A 14,514-nucleotide genomic window follows, 5' to 3' on the forward strand; every position below is an offset into this window, starting at 1 on the left:
GTTAAGCCTCCGAGGCGATAATCGCCCCTCCAAGTTTTTTTCCTTCGGCTTTGCCGCGATGAGAGTGGTGTAAGCGAATGACTTCAAAACGCTCTGCGCCATTCGATTGAACAAACACTGATTCGATCTTGGCGCGGTTCATGGACTTTTCGATTTCAGCCATTGCGTCTTTCCAGTGATCGAATAGTCCCAAATCTCTGTACAAGTTGCCGGATTGTCTGATTAGCGCTGCGGAGACAGTGCCATCCCTCAAAGTGCAAACTTCTCGAATTTGGGAAACGCATATTGTGTCAGATCGATTTGGATCAGCCAGTCGGTTTTCCTTCGCTACAAAGACCACAATGACCAATGCAGCGAAAGCTAGTAGCGCGATGGCTTCTCCCACTCCCATTGTGGTTTAACCCTTAACCGCCTTCACGATCTTCTCGGCACCGTCTTTCAGGTTGTCCGCCGCGATCACGTCCAGGCCAGAGGTGTTGATGATCTCTTTGCCTTTCTCGACATTGGTGCCTTCCAGGCGCACGACCAGCGGAACCTGCAGGCCGACCTCTTTCACCGCAGCGACAACGCCCTCGGCAATCACATCACAGCGCATGATGCCGCCGAAGATGTTGACCAAAATGCCTTTGACCTGCGGGTCCGAGGTGATGATCTTGAACGCCTCGGTCACTTTCTCTTTGGTCGCACCACCACCCACGTCGAGGAAGTTGGCAGGCTCGGCCCCATAGAGCTTGATGATGTCCATCGTCGCCATCGCCAGACCGGCACCGTTGACCATACAGCCGATCTCACCATCCAGCGCGATGTAGTTCAGGTCGTACTTGGAGGCTTCCAGTTCCTTGGGGTCTTCCTCGGTCGTGTCACGCAGCTCGGCGATATCCGGGTGGCGGTAGACCGCGTTGCCGTCAAAGCCGACCTTGGCGTCCAGCACTTTCAGGTCGCCACTGTCAGAGACGATCAGCGGGTTGATCTCCAGCATCTCCATATCCTTCTCGACGAAGGCTTGGTACAGCTGACCCATGAGCTTGACGCACTGTTTGACCTGCGCGCCTTGCAGACCCAGCGAGAAGGCGATGCGGCGGCCATGGTAGGGCTGATAGCCGGTGGCCGGATCGACCGAGAAGGACAGGATTTTCTCGGGCGTGGCTGCGGCCACTTCTTCAATGTCCATGCCGCCTTCGGTCGAACAGACGAACGAGATGCGGCTGGTCTGGCGATCTACCAGCAGGGCGAGATACAGCTCGCGCTCGATGCCGGAGCCGGCTTCGATATAGATGCGGTTGACCTGCTTGCCTGCGGGGCCGGTCTGATGTGTGACCAGCGTACGGCCCAGCATTTTCTTGGCTTCTTCGGCCGCTTCTTCAACCGACTTGGTCAGACGGACACCGCCTTTTTCACCTGCATCGGCCTCTTTAAAGGAACCCTTGCCGCGTCCGCCTGCGTGGATCTGAGCCTTGACCACCCAAAGGGGGCCGTCCAGTTCACCGGCTGCGGTTTTGGCTTCCTCGGCGCGCAGCACGGCGCGACCATCGGAGACCGGGGCGCCATAGCTGCGTAGAAGAGCCTTGGCCTGATATTCGTGAATGTTCATCGAAATTGTCCCGTCTGACTGCGTTTAACCGTTATAGGGGTGTCTAGCGGTCAAATTTAAAGGGTTTTTTGACGTGCATGAGGTTTTTAGCGAAGATTTTTGCTATTTGTGATCACGGGTTTTTGGGGTGTGATCACAAAATTTGCCGCTTTACTCGTTGATTCGAAAAACTTGTGCAGGTACTGGAAATCACATTCAAAAAAAGGATTTGCGACGTTTGCGCCAACATTGGCGACCCGGATTAGCCTGGATCAAAAGAAAACCGGCCCAAAAAAATGGGCCGGCCTTATCTGTGAGTTTATGGTTTGACTTACGCCAGCGAGTTGTCGATGCCTTTGCACGCGTCGATCAGGCCCTTCACGGCGTTGACCGAGTTGTCGAAACCGGCTTGTTCGTCTTCGTTCAGTTTGATGTCGACGATACGTTCCACGCCACCGGCACCGATTACAGTCGGGACACCAACGTACAGGCCGTCTACACCCAGTTCACCGTTGCAGTACGCCGCGCAAGGCAGAACCCGCTTTTGGTCTTTCAGAAAGGCTTCGGCCATTTCAATCGCCGAGGTGGCGGGCGCGTAATAAGCCGAGCCGGTTTTCAGCAGGCCAACAATTTCGGCACCACCATCACGGGTGCGCTGAACGATGGCGTCCAGATTTTCCTGCGTGGTCCAGCCCATCTCGACCAGATCGGGCAGCGGGATACCGGCTACGGTCGAGTAACGTACTGACGGCACCATGGTGTCGCCGTGGCCACCCAGCACAAAAGCGGTGACGTCACGCATCGAGACGTTGAACTCTTCCGATAGGAAGTGTGCAAACCGTGCCGAGTCCAACACGCCAGCCATGCCGCAGACTTTGTTATGCGGCAGGCCAGAGAATTCGCGCAGCGCCCAGACCATGGCGTCCAGCGGGTTGGTAATGCAGATCACGAACGCATCGGGCGCATGTGCGGCAATGCCTTCGCCGACAGACTTCATGACTTTCAGGTTGATACCCAGCAGGTCATCGCGGCTCATACCCGGCTTGCGGGCCACGCCTGCGGTCACGATGCACACATCCGCACCGGCGATATCGGCATAGTCGCTGGTGCCTTTCATTGACGCGTCAAAGCCTTCGGACGGGCCGGACTCGGCGATGTCGAGCGCCTTGCCCTGCGGCAAGCCGTCAGCGATGTCAAACAGGACTACGTCACCCAGTTCTTTGACAGCTGCAAGATGCGCAAGCGTGCCGCCGATGTTCCCCGCGCCGATCAGCGCAATCTTGGGTCTGGCCATTTGGAATATCTCCGGTCGGTTTTGAAATCGCGGTTGTGCTAGTCGCTATAACGGCAATAAGCAAGACTCCTGCTGCGTGGCATACAACCGCATACCGTTTGCATGCCCAGGTGTGATTGCGCTAAACGGCCTTTGAGACAAGCCAAAACCGGGATCGGCGCATGTTCGAATTGAACCTGATGTTTTTTGCTGTGGCGATCCCTGCGGTGATCTTTGCCGGTATTTCGAAGGGTGGGTTCGGCTCTGGTGTGGCCTTTGCATCCTCGTCGATTCTGGCATTGATATTGGAGCCCGGACAGGCTTTGGCGCTGATGCTGCCGATCCTGATGGTGATCGACATGTCGACTTTGGGCCCTTATTGGAAACGGTGGAACTGGCCGGATTCACGCCTGCTGATTTTGGGTGCCTTGCCGGGTGTCGCGCTGGGCGCATGGCTTTTTCGGGCAACGGATGACGATCTGCTGCGATTGCTGATCGGGGGCATTTCGGTCGGGTTTGTTATCTGGCACATTGCGCAGACCAGAGGTTGGGTACGTGGATTCGTCAATCGCCTGCCACCTTCGGCTGGGCTGTTTGCCGGGTTGGTCGCTGGTTTCACCAGTTTTGTCAGCCACGCCGGAGGACCGCCCGCCGCAGTATATCTGTTGTCGCAACGGCTGTCGAAGACCGAGTTTCAAGCCAGCACCGTGCTGGTCTTCTGGGTCATCAATGTCGCGAAATTTATACCCTACGCGTTTTTGGGCATGTTCACTTGGCATACAGCATTGGCGGATTTGTTGCTGACACCCTTTGCCATCCTTGGGGCATGGCTTGGCGTTCGGGCGCATTTCATGATGTCCGAGCGCCTTTTCTTTGGAATTGCCTATGTGTTGCTGACGTTGACGGGCAGCAAGCTGATCTGGGACGCGCTCACGTGATCAGGCATTTGGGGGCAGGGCATCTGCCACGTCATCATACGCCTGACCAGAAGCCACCAGGCAGGTGATCCCGATGGGCAAAGTCACGGTGATGGTCCAACTGCCGCTTTCGCCCGAGGCAAAAAGCTCCATCACAGCGCCTTGTCGGGCTAGCCCAAGGCCCCGGCGTGTTTCGCCAAAGGCTTCATGCAACCGCGTCAACACGTCCTCTCGCGGTCCGCAATTCTGACCCTGAGCCTGAACCTGTTGTGCTGCCAGAACCATGATCCCAAGACCCATCGTCATCTTAAGCAGTGTCTTTTCCATCCCGTACCCTTTTCGATTCCACGTTCTGGTCAGGGTGGGGCGGAGGCGACGAATTTCAGTTAAGGCAAAGCACGTTGCGTCGCTTTCGCTGCGCTGCGGCGTTTTTCTCCTTGAACTTTCCGACAAAAAATGCCCCATTTCGCGCAACTTTATTTCAAAGGGAGTGGTCCATGGATCCTCGTCAGCGCCCCTACCGTTCGGTTCTCTATATCCCGGGTTCGAAAGACCGGGCCTTGGACAAAGCCCGCACTTTGCCTGTGGATGCGATCATCTTCGATCTGGAGGATGCAGTCGCAGCGGAAGAGAAGGACAATGCACGCGAAACGCTCAAGGCGGCTCTGGCTGCCGGAGGTTACGGGGCGCGGGTCAAGATCGTCCGGATCAACGGGCTGGACACCGAATGGGGCCGTGCCGATGCCGAGGCGGTGCGCGATATGGATGCCGACGTTGTCCTTCTGCCCAAAGTGAGCTCGGCGGCCGACGTGGATGCATTGGCAGCGATTACCGGAGATCTGCCGATCTGGGCCATGATGGAAACGCCGCGCGGAATGCTCAACGCGGCAGAGATCGCCACTCATCCCCTGATGGCCGGGTTTGTGATGGGCACAAACGACCTTGCGAAAGAACTGCAAACCCGTTTCCGTTCCGACCGTCTGCCGCTGATGACCTCGCTGGGTCTGTGCTTGCTGGCGGCCAAGGCCGAAGGGTTGATCATCGTCGATGGCGTATATAACGCGTTCAAGGATGGCGAAGGTCTGGCCGCTGAATGTGCGCAAGGTCGCGACATGGGTTTTGATGGCAAGACCCTGATCCATCCCGCGCAGGTTGAGATCACAAATGCCGCCTACGCGCCATCCGAGGCCGAGATCGATCTGGCGCGCCGACAGATCGTTGCGTTTGAAGAAGTCGAAGCGCAAGGGCAGGGTGTCGCTGTCGTCGATGGCAAAATTGTTGAGAACCTGCACGTTGCAACCGCCCGTGAAATGCTGGCAAAAGCAGAAGCGATTTCAGCTTTGCAAGCGGGGTAAGCCATCATGGGCTTTGTTCTTCTCATTCTTGGTGTGGCGCTGTGGTGGGCGGCACATCTGTTCAAACGCGTGGCGCCTGAACGCCGCGCAGCGATGGGCGGCGGGGGTAAAGGCGCCGTTGCTTTGGCTCTGGTCGCGTCCATTTTGTTGATGATCTTCGGCTATCGTATGACCGATTTCATCTATGTCTGGGCACCTCCAACCTTCCTGATCCACGTCAACAACCTTTTGGTGCTGATCGCGATCTACATGATGAGCCCCGCCGGTGCAAAAGGCCGGGTGCTGAACAAGCTGCGCCACCCGATGCTGGGCGGTTTCAAGCTGTGGGCCTTTGCGCATTTGTTGGTGAACGGCGATCTCTCCTCGATCATCCTGTTCGGCGGCCTTCTGGCTTGGGCCGTGGTCGAGGTGATCGTAATCAACAAGTCCGAACCCGACTGGACCCCGGCTGAGCCCGGCACTTATGGCAAGGATGCTATGTTCTTTGTGGGTTCGATCGTTCTGTTGGGGGTTATCGGCTATATCCATGGGCTGGTCGGCCCGTCTCCGTTCGGCTCATAGGGACCTGACTGATGGCAAAACTCTATCGTTTGTTGACCGAAGAAGACACATCGGCCTTCTGCCACAAAGTGTCTGACGCGCTGGCCAAAGGGTGGGAGCTGTATGGCGACCCGTCCTATGCCTTTGACACTGCAAACAACGTGATGCGTTGTGCGCAGGCCGTGACCAAAGAGGTCGAGGCCCCCTATTCCCCCGAAATGAAACTGGGACAGCAGTAATGGCAAAAACAAATCCGGGCCGATTTTTTGAGGATTATTCCGTCGGGCAGGTGTTGCAACATGCCGTGCCACGCACGGTGACTGAGGGAGAGCGTGGCCTGTACCATGCGCTCTATCCTGCACGTCATGCGCTGTACTCCTCGGACGAATTTGCCCGGGTTTGCGGTTTGCCTGAAAGCCCGATTGATGATCTGGCCGCGTTTCATCTGGTGTTTGGCAAGACAGTGCCTGACGTTTCGCTGAATGCGGTTGCCAACCTTGGTTACGCAGAGGGTCGTTGGCTGAAACCCGTTTATGCAGGTGATACGCTTCGATCAGTATCCGAGGTGATCGGTGTCAAGCAGAACTCCAACGGAAAAACCGGTGTTGTTTGGGTGCGCACCCGCGGTCTGAACCAGTTAGACGAGGTCGTGCTCGAATACGTTCGTTGGGTCATGGTGCGCAAAGCAAATGTCGACGCGCCAGCGCCCGAAACAGTTGTTCCCGAGTTGAAAAAGGCCCTTGATCCGCAGGATCTGATCGTGCCCGAGGGTCTTGATTTCTCGAACTACGATTTTGCTTTGGCTGGTGAGCCGCACCGCTGGGGGGACTATGAAATCGGCGAGAAGATCGACCATGTCGATGGTGTCACCGTGGAAGAGGCCGAGCATATGTTGGCCACCCGCCTGTGGCAGAACACTGCCAAGGTGCATTTCGACCTGACGTTCCGGCCTGAAGGCCGGTTGATCTATGGGGGCCATGTCATTTCGATGGCGCGCACCTTGTCGTTCAATGGCCTGGCAAATGCGCAGATGATCGTTGGCCTGAACAGTGGGGCACATGCCAACCCTTGCTTTGCAGGCGATACCATCAAGGCTTGGTCCGAGGTTCTGGACAAGGCAGAAACCGGCGTACCAGGTGTGGGTGCGATCCGGCTGCGCTTGGTGGCGACCAAAGGAGGCGCGCCGTTTACGTTGAAAAACGACGAGGGGCGGTATTTGCCGGACGTGCTGCTGGATCTCGATTATTGGGCGCTGATGCCGCAATAAGCGAACTGACGGTTATGTGACCTCATAGCGAGCAGGGCGTGCTAGGTTTGCACCATGCATGTTCTGCGCGCGATAATGACCAGCCTCTTTTTGGCACCGGCAGCCCACGCCTGCGATTTGGCTTTGGCCTTGGCGGTGGATGTGTCCGGCTCGGTTGACAGCAATGAATACCGCATTCAGATGGATGGCCTGGCCGCCGGTCTGCGTGACCCAATCGTGTCCGAGGCATTGGTCCGTGGTCAGGCGCAGCTGATGCTGGTGCAATGGACCGGATCGTCGCGCCAGCGGATTACGATTCCCTGGACCCGTATCGACAGTTTCGCTGCATTGGATCGGTTTGCGGGTCAGGTTTCTGCTGATCCGCGCATCTGGCGGAATTTCTCAACCGCGATTGGGGAAGCGCTCCAAACGACGCTCGACTCGTTCGAGCCGGTTTCCAACTGCGCCCGGCACCTAATCGATTTGTCAGGTGACGGCGTCTCGAATGAAGGCGTCGAGCCGACGCAGGTCCACACGGCCTTGCGGGACAGAGGCGTTGTGGTCAACGCATTGGCTATCGAGGAAAGCGAACCGGATCTGACGGCATACTTCTTTGAAAATGTCATCGTGGGCGAAGGGGCATTTGTGGTTTCCGCAGCTGGGTTCGCCGACTATCCGGAACGAATTCGCAAAAAACTGCTGCGCGAAGTGACGCAGCAAACCGCAGGGTTGAAATGACATGTTAAAGGATTCGTGATCACATCCTTTTGCCTTTGAAAACGCTAACATTGATGAAGAGGAATGTCATATGTGATCACGACATTATTTTGTGTGATCACATATTGAGAATATCCGCCAATTTGCGCCGAATTTACTGTTTTTTGCAGCCGCAGCACGTGACAGTGTCGCAAAAAACAGTAAAACGTTCGGTAGCCAACCGAAAAGGAGCCGCCATGGCCGATGTAAATCGGGGCAACCGCCCACTTTCGCCGCATCTGTCGATCTACCGTCCGCAGTTGACGTCGGTCACATCCATCCTGACACGCATTACCGGCAACGCCCTGCTTGTGGCTGGCCTGCTGATCGTCTGGTGGTTCTTGGCCGCTGCCACGTCGCCCGAGGCGTTTGCGGTGGCAAATGGGGTGATCACCTCGATGCTTGGGGATCTGGTAATGGCGCTGTCCGTTTGGGGCCTTTGGTATCATACGCTGGCAGGCGTCCGGCACCTGATCTGGGACAACGCGGTTGGCCTGGACCTTCCCACCGCTACAAAGCTTGGCTGGGCGGTTGTGATCGGGTCGGTCGTCCTGACCCTTCTGACCCTTGTTATCGTCGCGTGATTGGAGGACTGAGATGCGTTACTTAACCGATCGAAAACGCGCAGCGGGTCTGGGCTCGGCGAAATCCGGTACTGCCCATTTCTGGGCCATGAAAGTCAGCTCGGTGGCTTTGCTGATCCTCGTGCCGGCGTTTGTCTTCACTTTCGGCCCGGTTCTGGGTCAGCCGTTTGACGTGGTTCTGGATTACTATTCACGTCCCTTCCCTGCAATTGTTGCAGCGCTGACGCTGGCGGTCGGCTTCAAACATTTCGCAGACGGCGCGCAAGTGATGCTGGAAGACTATGTTCATGGCACGCTTGAAAAGGTCCTGATCATTCTGGTGACCTGTTTGTCTTATGGCGCAGCAGCGGCTGGCATCTTCGCCATCGCGCGCATTGCCCTTTAATTCCCGGAGCTGAAAGAAATGGCTGCATACGAATACGAAACGCATGATTATGACGTGGTCGTTGTCGGCGCCGGTGGGGCCGGTCTGCGGGCGACTTTGGGCATGGCAGAGCAAGGTTTGCGCACGGCCTGTGTGACCAAGGTATTCCCGACCCGCTCTCATACTGTGGCAGCGCAGGGCGGCATCGCCGCATCGCTATCGAACATGGGTCCAGACACCTGGCAGTGGCACATGTATGACACCGTCAAGGGCTCGGACTGGCTGGGCGACACCGACGCGATGGAATACCTGGCGCGCGAGGCGCCCAAGGCGGTTTACGAGTTGGAACATTATGGGGTTCCGTTCAGCCGTACCGAAGAAGGCAAGATCTATCAGCGTCCATTCGGCGGCCACACCACTGAATTCGGTGAAGGCCCAGCCGTGCAGAGAACCTGCGCTGCGGCGGACCGGACCGGCCACGCGATCTTGCACACGCTGTATGGTCAGTCTCTCAAGAACAATGCTGAGTTCTATGTCGAATATTTCGCCATTGACCTGATCATGTCCGATGATGGTGAATGTCAGGGCGTCGTCTGCTGGAAATTGGACGACGGCACGATGCATGTTTTCAACGCTAAGATGGTGGTGCTCGCGACCGGTGGTTATGGTCGTGCGTATTTCAGCGCAACCTCGGCCCATACATGCACCGGCGACGGTGGCGGTATGGTGGCGCGTGCCGGCCTTGCGCTGCAAGACATGGAGTTTGTGCAGTTCCACCCAACTGGTATCTACGGTTCGGGCTGCCTGATCACCGAAGGTGCACGCGGCGAGGGCGGCTATCTGACCAACTCGGAAGGCGAGCGGTTCATGGAGCGTTATGCGCCCCAGTACAAGGACCTCGCGCCGCGTGACTATGTCTCGCGTTCGATGACGATGGAGATCCGTGAAGGCCGCGGTGTCGGGGCGGAAGGGGATCACATCCACCTGAACCTGTCGCACCTGCCTGCCGAGGCTTTGGCCGAGCGTCTGCCCGGCATCTCGGAAAGCGCCAAGATTTTCGCAGGCGTGGACGTCACCAAGGAACCCATCCCGGTTTTGCCGACGGTGCATTACAACATGGGCGGTATTCCGACCAACTATTGGGGTGAGGTTCTGAACCCGACTGCCGATGACCCGACGGCCGTTGTCCCCGGCCTGATGGCTGTTGGTGAAGCCGGTTGTGCCTCAGTCCACGGCGCAAACCGTCTGGGGTCGAACTCGCTGATCGACCTCGTGGTGTTTGGCCGGGCGGCTGCAATCCGGGCTGGTAAAGTCGTGGATGCCGAAGCTGCCAACCCGGTTCTGAACCAAGCGTCGGTCGACAAAGCCTTTGACCGGTTCGATGCGGTTCGCAACGCCAGTGGTTCAGTCCCGACCGCAGAACTTCGGCTGGAGATGCAGAAAACCATGCAGGCGGACGCAGCCGTATTCCGTACCGCCAAAACCATGGCCGAGGGCGTCGAAAAGATGACCGCGATTGCTGCCAAGATGGATGATTTGCAAGTCACCGACCGCTCGTTGGTTTGGAACAGTGATCTGATGGAAACGCTGGAACTGACGAACCTGATGCCCAATGCGCTGGCCACTATCGTCGGTGCTGAAGCCCGCAAGGAATCCCGTGGTGCCCATGCGCATGAGGACTTCAGCGAGCGTGATGATGAAAACTGGCGGGTGCATACGGTCAGCCGGGTTGAGGGCGGCGCAGTTGACCTCAGCTATCGCCCGGTCATCGTTGATCCGCTGACGACCGAAGACCAGGGCGGTATCAGCCTGCAGAAGATCGCGCCCAAAGCGCGGACGTTCTAAGGGCTGGGAAAACTCGCAATGCAGTGCAAGCGCCAAATTCCCACGACCCTGACGTTGGCGATCAGCCTGCAGATGACGTGTGCTTGGTGCTTGTCATGACGGTCGAAGTTCTGAAATCGGGGTCAAGCGACCCCAAGATCATCCTGATCGGTTTGAACCGCTGTGCGACGACCTCGTTTCACAAGCTGTTCCAAAACAGCGGAATCCCGTCCGTGCATTGGGAAGATGAGCAAGGCCAAAACCTAGCACATCGCATGATGACCAATATTGCCATGGGGCGTAGGCCCTTGGATGGGTTCGGTGTGGTTCGGGCTTTCACCGACATCGCCTTTGTCAATTCGCGCTTCGTGCTGGACGGTGCACGGTTCTTTCGTGAACTTCACGCGGCTTACCCGGACGCCTACTTTTTGCTGAACACACGTAATCGCGAGGAATGGATCAACTCACGGGCCAGCCATTCCGGCGGTGGCTATCTGGAACGATGCTGCAAGGCCAATGGCCTGACAGCGGATGAGGTGAAACAAGGCTGGGCGTATATGTACGATGTGCACCACGCCGAGGTCGGAGCCTATTTCGACGGAAATCCCCGTTTCCTGCGCTATGATATCGACAAAGATGACCCGCAAAGCGTTGCGGACTGGCTCTCGCCGGATTTTGACGTGAACATCGCCCATTGGGGGCATTACAATCGAGGGGCGTCCCAGAACGCCCGGACAGGCTGAAAGGCGGCCTTGTGCTGAATGGAGAATTGACATGGTTCAACTGACCCTGCCCAAGAATTCCCGGATTACCACCGGCAAGACCTGGCCCAAGCCGGACGGCGCCAAGAATGTGCGCAAGTTCCAGATCTATCGCTGGAATCCCGATGACGGACAAAACCCGCGCGTCGACACGTATTTCGTCGATATGGACACGTGCGGTCCGATGGTTCTGGACGCTCTGATCAAGATCAAGAACGAGATCGATCCGACGTTGACATTCCGCCGGTCTTGCCGCGAAGGCATCTGTGGCTCTTGTGCGATGAACATCGATGGGATCAACACGCTGGCCTGTATCTATGGCATGGATGAGATCAAGGGCGACGTGAAAATCTATCCGCTGCCGCATATGCCGGTGGTCAAGGACCTGATCCCTGATCTGACCCATTTCTATGCTCAACATGCGTCGATCATGCCGTGGCTGGAAACCAAGACCAACCGCCCTGCGAAGGAATGGAAGCAGTCGATTGAGGACCGCAAAAAGCTGGATGGTCTGTATGAATGCGTGATGTGTGCCAGCTGCTCGACCTCGTGCCCCAGCTACTGGTGGAACGGCGATCGGTATCTTGGCCCCGCCGCGTTGCTGCACGCTTATCGCTGGATCATCGACAGCCGGGATGAAGCCACGGGTGAGCGTCTGGACGAGCTGGAAGATCCGTTCAAGCTCTATCGCTGTCACACCATCATGAACTGCGCTAAGACCTGCCCGAAGGGTCTGAACCCGGCCAAGGCGATTGCTGCAATCAAGAAGATGATGGTCGAACGCGCAGTTTAAGCGCGAAGTCGGTTTGCGATAAGCGCATGTCCAACTTGCAAAATTAGGCGATGCAGCCCCGGCTGTGTTGCCTTATTTTTTGGTCAGGGAGGAGTGATGAGATTAAGTCAGGATCACTCCAATGAGCACAGCGACATCCAACCAGAAAGTCGACGCCCAAGAAGCACTGAAACTGCTTGAACAGGCATGGGCTTATTACACGCCAGAGCCGGTTCAGGCCGACAAGGAACCCGAGCTGTTCGAATACGCAAACGCGGCCTGATAACGGGCTGCGGCACTTGAAAAGCGTCCGTTAATCAGCAAAGCAGAGGAATGCCTGTTCTTCTGCTTATTCTGGCGGCCGGAGTGTTCGCCTATTTTTTCTGGCGCGCGCGCCATTCTGCGCTTACGCGTGAGTGTCGGTGGCGACAAGACAAAAGCCATGGTGTTTGGCGGTGCAGCTACTGCGGTGCCCAAATCACGGCCCAAAGCCAACCTCTGCGATGTTTGAAGGCACGTGACGCGTGAAAGTCATGCCTTTTCGCCGACAGAGTTATGCGTCAATCTGCGTCGCATGACCAATATTGAGACCACTACCCGCCCGCCCGAAGATGCCGAAGCGCGTCGCGCAGTGGCCCCTGTCATCTGCTATCCGAACGATGCCTTGCCGCGTCCCGATGTTTCACGGATGCGATCCGTTCGCCAACGTGCGGTAAAAACTGGCGAAGTCCTGATTCCTCCGCGCGATGCGCGCTGTTTTGAGGTGCCCGCTGGACACTTCTTTCGTATCACGTCAGTCGAAGGGCCACAGGTCGGTGATTTGAACCTGTGGAACCTAAATGACTTGTCCGAACGGTTCTATTCCGGGAAAACCCGCGCTTTACATGGAACGCATCTGACCACAGGCGAGCGGATGTGGTCCAGCTTTCCCCACCTGCGTCCGATGGCCACGATCATTGCAGACACGCTGGAATGGTACGGGATTGATCCTTTTGGTGGGTCGGTTCACGACGTGATCGGTACGCGATGCGATCCATATACAGGCAATCTGTTGTCGGGCACGCAATATCATCATTGCTGCCATTCAAATCTGACCCGCGCGCTTGCAGACCATCTGGATCTTCCACTGGCCGAAGCCGAACCTGCGGTGCACGATGTTCTGAATGTCTTTATGTGCACGGGGTTCACCCGTGACACTGGTCAGTATTTCATGAAAGCCTCACCCGTGCGCCCCGGTGACTTTCTTGAGTTCTTTGCCGAGATTGATCTGCTGGGCAATCTGAGCGCTTGCCCGGGCGGGGATTGTTCGTCCGAACATTCATCGGACACGGCGGCCTGTTTCCCGCTGTTGGTCGAAACCTTCGCCCCTGTCGAAGGTGATTTGAAGGGGCGGGAAAGCCCGGCGCGCAACGGGTATAATCGCACGCACGGGCGATAAAACTGACAGGCACCGAGCGGTACCTGTCTTTTGTCAGCTGTTCGGGAAAGCCGCCTGAAGCGCAATTTCCACCATGTCACCAAAACTGCTCTGGCGTTCGGACGAAGGCAGAGCTTCTCCTGTCAGAAGGTGATCGGAAACCGTGAGTACGGCCAAAGCCCTGCATTTGTGGCGTGCCGCCAGTATATACAGTTCCGCGGCTTCCATCTCGACGCCCAGAATGCCGTGACGCACCATCTGTTCGTTCAGATCCGGCCGCTCGTCATAAAAGACGTCGGATGAGTAGATTCCACCAATATGGGTCGGTGTTCCCTTTGCCGCTGCTGCCACTGCCGCAGCCTGCAACAAGTCCCAGTCAGCGCAGGGGGCAAAGTTCAGCTCTTTCATGATGCCGCTGGACGGTGTGTTCAGCGTGGTAGAAGTCATCGCCAGAATGACCTCGCGCAGTTTGACACTGTCCTGCATTCCACCACATGAACCGATACGGATCAGGGTTTTTGCACCGTAATCGCGGATCAGCTCGTTCACGTAAATGGAAAGAGAAGGCATTCCCATGCCACTGCCCTGAATTGTAACAGGGTTTCCTTTCCAATTTCCGGTAAAGCCAAGCATTCCTCGAACGTCATTGACCTGTTTTACATCGGTCAAAAACGTTTCAGCGGCCCATTTTGCCCGATAAGGATCTCCGGGCAATAGAACGGTTTCCGCGATTTCGCCTTGTTCGGCGCCAATGTGAATGGTCATTTGCTCAAGTTACCTAGATCAAATTTCCAGTTTAGAAATATCGGCACCCGCCTTTAGGGCATCATGCACCCATTGAGGTTTACGGCCACGGCCTGACCACGTCTGGTCCGGGTTCGACGGGTTGCGATATTTGGCTTTGGTTTTCGGCGCTTTTCCACTGCGTGGTGCGTCGGTGGACAACTCAGACAGCGAAAAACCAAACTCTGCGACGGCTTTTTCGGCCGCCTTCAGCGCGTCCTGACGATCGCGTTTTTCGGCGCTAACAAGCGCTTTGTCGATGTCGTTACGTAAAGCCAACAGCTCTTTTCGTGACATCTCTTCCAGATTGATCCCCATTATTCTTCTCCGAGCAAACTTAATTACGGTGCGT

At 56.7% G+C, this 14,514-nt stretch carries 19 protein-coding genes; 13 read left to right on the plus strand and 6 right to left on the minus strand.

The genetic code is table 11. The features are described 5' to 3' along the window. Window position 1: 1 nt before the first annotated feature. The 3 genes from AC2FLD_RS08415 to mdh all read right to left on the minus strand — a co-directional run bounded on the left by AC2FLD_RS08415 (window position 2) and on the right by mdh (window position 2,864). On the minus strand, window positions 2-163 hold the full coding sequence (locus tag AC2FLD_RS08415; RefSeq protein ID WP_496668588.1) for a hypothetical protein: 162 nt from the start codon (window positions 161-163) through the stop codon (window positions 2-4). A 234-nt stretch (window positions 164-397) separates the two neighbouring features. Further along, on the minus strand, window positions 398-1,591 hold the full coding sequence (gene sucC / locus AC2FLD_RS08420; protein WP_496668590.1) for an ADP-forming succinate--CoA ligase subunit beta: 1,194 nt from the start codon (window positions 1,589-1,591) through the stop codon (window positions 398-400). A gap of 310 nt (window positions 1,592-1,901) precedes the next feature. After that, window positions 1,902-2,864 carry a malate dehydrogenase gene (gene mdh, locus AC2FLD_RS08425; RefSeq protein ID WP_050604062.1) on the minus strand — a complete coding sequence of 321 codons (963 nt, stop codon included), beginning with the start codon at window positions 2,862-2,864 and terminating at the stop codon, window positions 1,902-1,904. A 161-nt stretch (window positions 2,865-3,025) separates the two neighbouring features. Here mdh and AC2FLD_RS08430 point away from each other — a divergent pair, with 161 nt between their 5' ends. Further along, window positions 3,026-3,781: a sulfite exporter TauE/SafE family protein gene (locus tag AC2FLD_RS08430; RefSeq protein ID WP_496668592.1), complete on the plus strand. Its 756-nt coding sequence runs from the start codon at window positions 3,026-3,028 to the stop codon at window positions 3,779-3,781. On the opposite strand, the gene AC2FLD_RS08435 is transcribed toward AC2FLD_RS08430, so the two are convergent. Then, window positions 3,782-4,087, minus strand: coding sequence for a hypothetical protein (locus tag AC2FLD_RS08435; protein WP_496668594.1), 306 nt, complete (start codon window positions 4,085-4,087; stop codon window positions 3,782-3,784). Window positions 4,088-4,257: 170 nt separating this feature from the next. On the opposite strand from AC2FLD_RS08435, the gene AC2FLD_RS08440 reads away from it, so the two are divergent. From AC2FLD_RS08440 to AC2FLD_RS08495, 12 genes are all read left to right on the plus strand, one after another. After that, entirely contained in the window at window positions 4,258-5,115 is an 858-nt protein-coding gene (locus tag AC2FLD_RS08440; RefSeq protein ID WP_496668596.1) for an HpcH/HpaI aldolase/citrate lyase family protein, read from the plus strand. A 6-nt stretch (window positions 5,116-5,121) separates the two neighbouring features. Beyond that, on the plus strand, window positions 5,122-5,676 hold the full coding sequence (locus tag AC2FLD_RS08445; protein WP_496668598.1) for an NnrU family protein: 555 nt from the start codon (window positions 5,122-5,124) through the stop codon (window positions 5,674-5,676). An 11-nt stretch (window positions 5,677-5,687) separates the two neighbouring features. After that, complete coding sequence (locus AC2FLD_RS08450) at window positions 5,688-5,894, plus strand: DUF1737 domain-containing protein (protein WP_496668600.1); 207 nt, start codon at window positions 5,688-5,690, stop codon at window positions 5,892-5,894. Then, window positions 5,894-6,922 (plus strand): MaoC family dehydratase, encoded by a 1,029-nt coding sequence (locus tag AC2FLD_RS08455; RefSeq protein ID WP_496668602.1) that lies wholly within the window; start codon window positions 5,894-5,896, stop codon window positions 6,920-6,922. The genes AC2FLD_RS08450 and AC2FLD_RS08455 overlap by 1 nt, the downstream gene beginning before the upstream one ends. Window positions 6,923-6,976: 54 nt before the next feature. Beyond that, on the plus strand, window positions 6,977-7,639 hold the full coding sequence (locus tag AC2FLD_RS08460) for a DUF1194 domain-containing protein (protein ID WP_496668604.1): 663 nt from the start codon (window positions 6,977-6,979) through the stop codon (window positions 7,637-7,639). A gap of 215 nt (window positions 7,640-7,854) precedes the next feature. Further along, entirely contained in the window at window positions 7,855-8,241 is a 387-nt protein-coding gene (gene sdhC / locus AC2FLD_RS08465) for a succinate dehydrogenase, cytochrome b556 subunit (RefSeq protein WP_050604233.1), read from the plus strand. Between the two features lie 13 nt (window positions 8,242-8,254). Beyond that, the gene (gene sdhD / locus AC2FLD_RS08470) at window positions 8,255-8,626 is read left to right on the plus strand and encodes a succinate dehydrogenase, hydrophobic membrane anchor protein (protein ID WP_496668605.1); all 372 of its coding nucleotides are present in this window, start codon (window positions 8,255-8,257) and stop codon (window positions 8,624-8,626) included. A gap of 18 nt (window positions 8,627-8,644) precedes the next feature. Further along, entirely contained in the window at window positions 8,645-10,450 is a 1,806-nt protein-coding gene (gene sdhA, locus AC2FLD_RS08475; RefSeq protein WP_496668606.1) for a succinate dehydrogenase flavoprotein subunit, read from the plus strand. A 95-nt stretch (window positions 10,451-10,545) separates the two neighbouring features. Beyond that, on the plus strand, window positions 10,546-11,172 hold the full coding sequence (locus AC2FLD_RS08480) for a sulfotransferase (RefSeq protein WP_496668607.1): 627 nt from the start codon (window positions 10,546-10,548) through the stop codon (window positions 11,170-11,172). A 31-nt stretch (window positions 11,173-11,203) separates the two neighbouring features. Beyond that, on the plus strand, window positions 11,204-11,983 hold the full coding sequence (locus tag AC2FLD_RS08485; protein ID WP_496668608.1) for a succinate dehydrogenase iron-sulfur subunit: 780 nt from the start codon (window positions 11,204-11,206) through the stop codon (window positions 11,981-11,983). A gap of 121 nt (window positions 11,984-12,104) precedes the next feature. Beyond that, window positions 12,105-12,245: a hypothetical protein gene (locus AC2FLD_RS08490; protein ID WP_496668609.1), complete on the plus strand. Its 141-nt coding sequence runs from the start codon at window positions 12,105-12,107 to the stop codon at window positions 12,243-12,245. Between the two features lie 291 nt (window positions 12,246-12,536). After that, a complete protein-coding gene (locus AC2FLD_RS08495; RefSeq protein WP_496668610.1) occupies window positions 12,537-13,400 on the plus strand; it encodes an urea carboxylase-associated family protein in 864 nt (287 codons plus the stop codon). A 33-nt stretch (window positions 13,401-13,433) separates the two neighbouring features. Here the strand turns inward: AC2FLD_RS08495 and deoD are convergent, their stop codons facing one another. Both deoD and AC2FLD_RS08505 read right to left on the minus strand, forming a co-directional pair. Continuing rightward, the gene (gene deoD / locus AC2FLD_RS08500) at window positions 13,434-14,144 is read right to left on the minus strand and encodes a purine-nucleoside phosphorylase (protein WP_050604075.1); all 711 of its coding nucleotides are present in this window, start codon (window positions 14,142-14,144) and stop codon (window positions 13,434-13,436) included. Between the two features lie 18 nt (window positions 14,145-14,162). Further along, window positions 14,163-14,480, minus strand: coding sequence for an H-NS histone family protein (locus tag AC2FLD_RS08505; RefSeq protein WP_050604076.1), 318 nt, complete (start codon window positions 14,478-14,480; stop codon window positions 14,163-14,165). Window positions 14,481-14,514 lie beyond the last annotated feature (34 nt).

The sequence above is a fragment of the Ruegeria sp. CDSA021 genome, assembly GCF_059612325.1.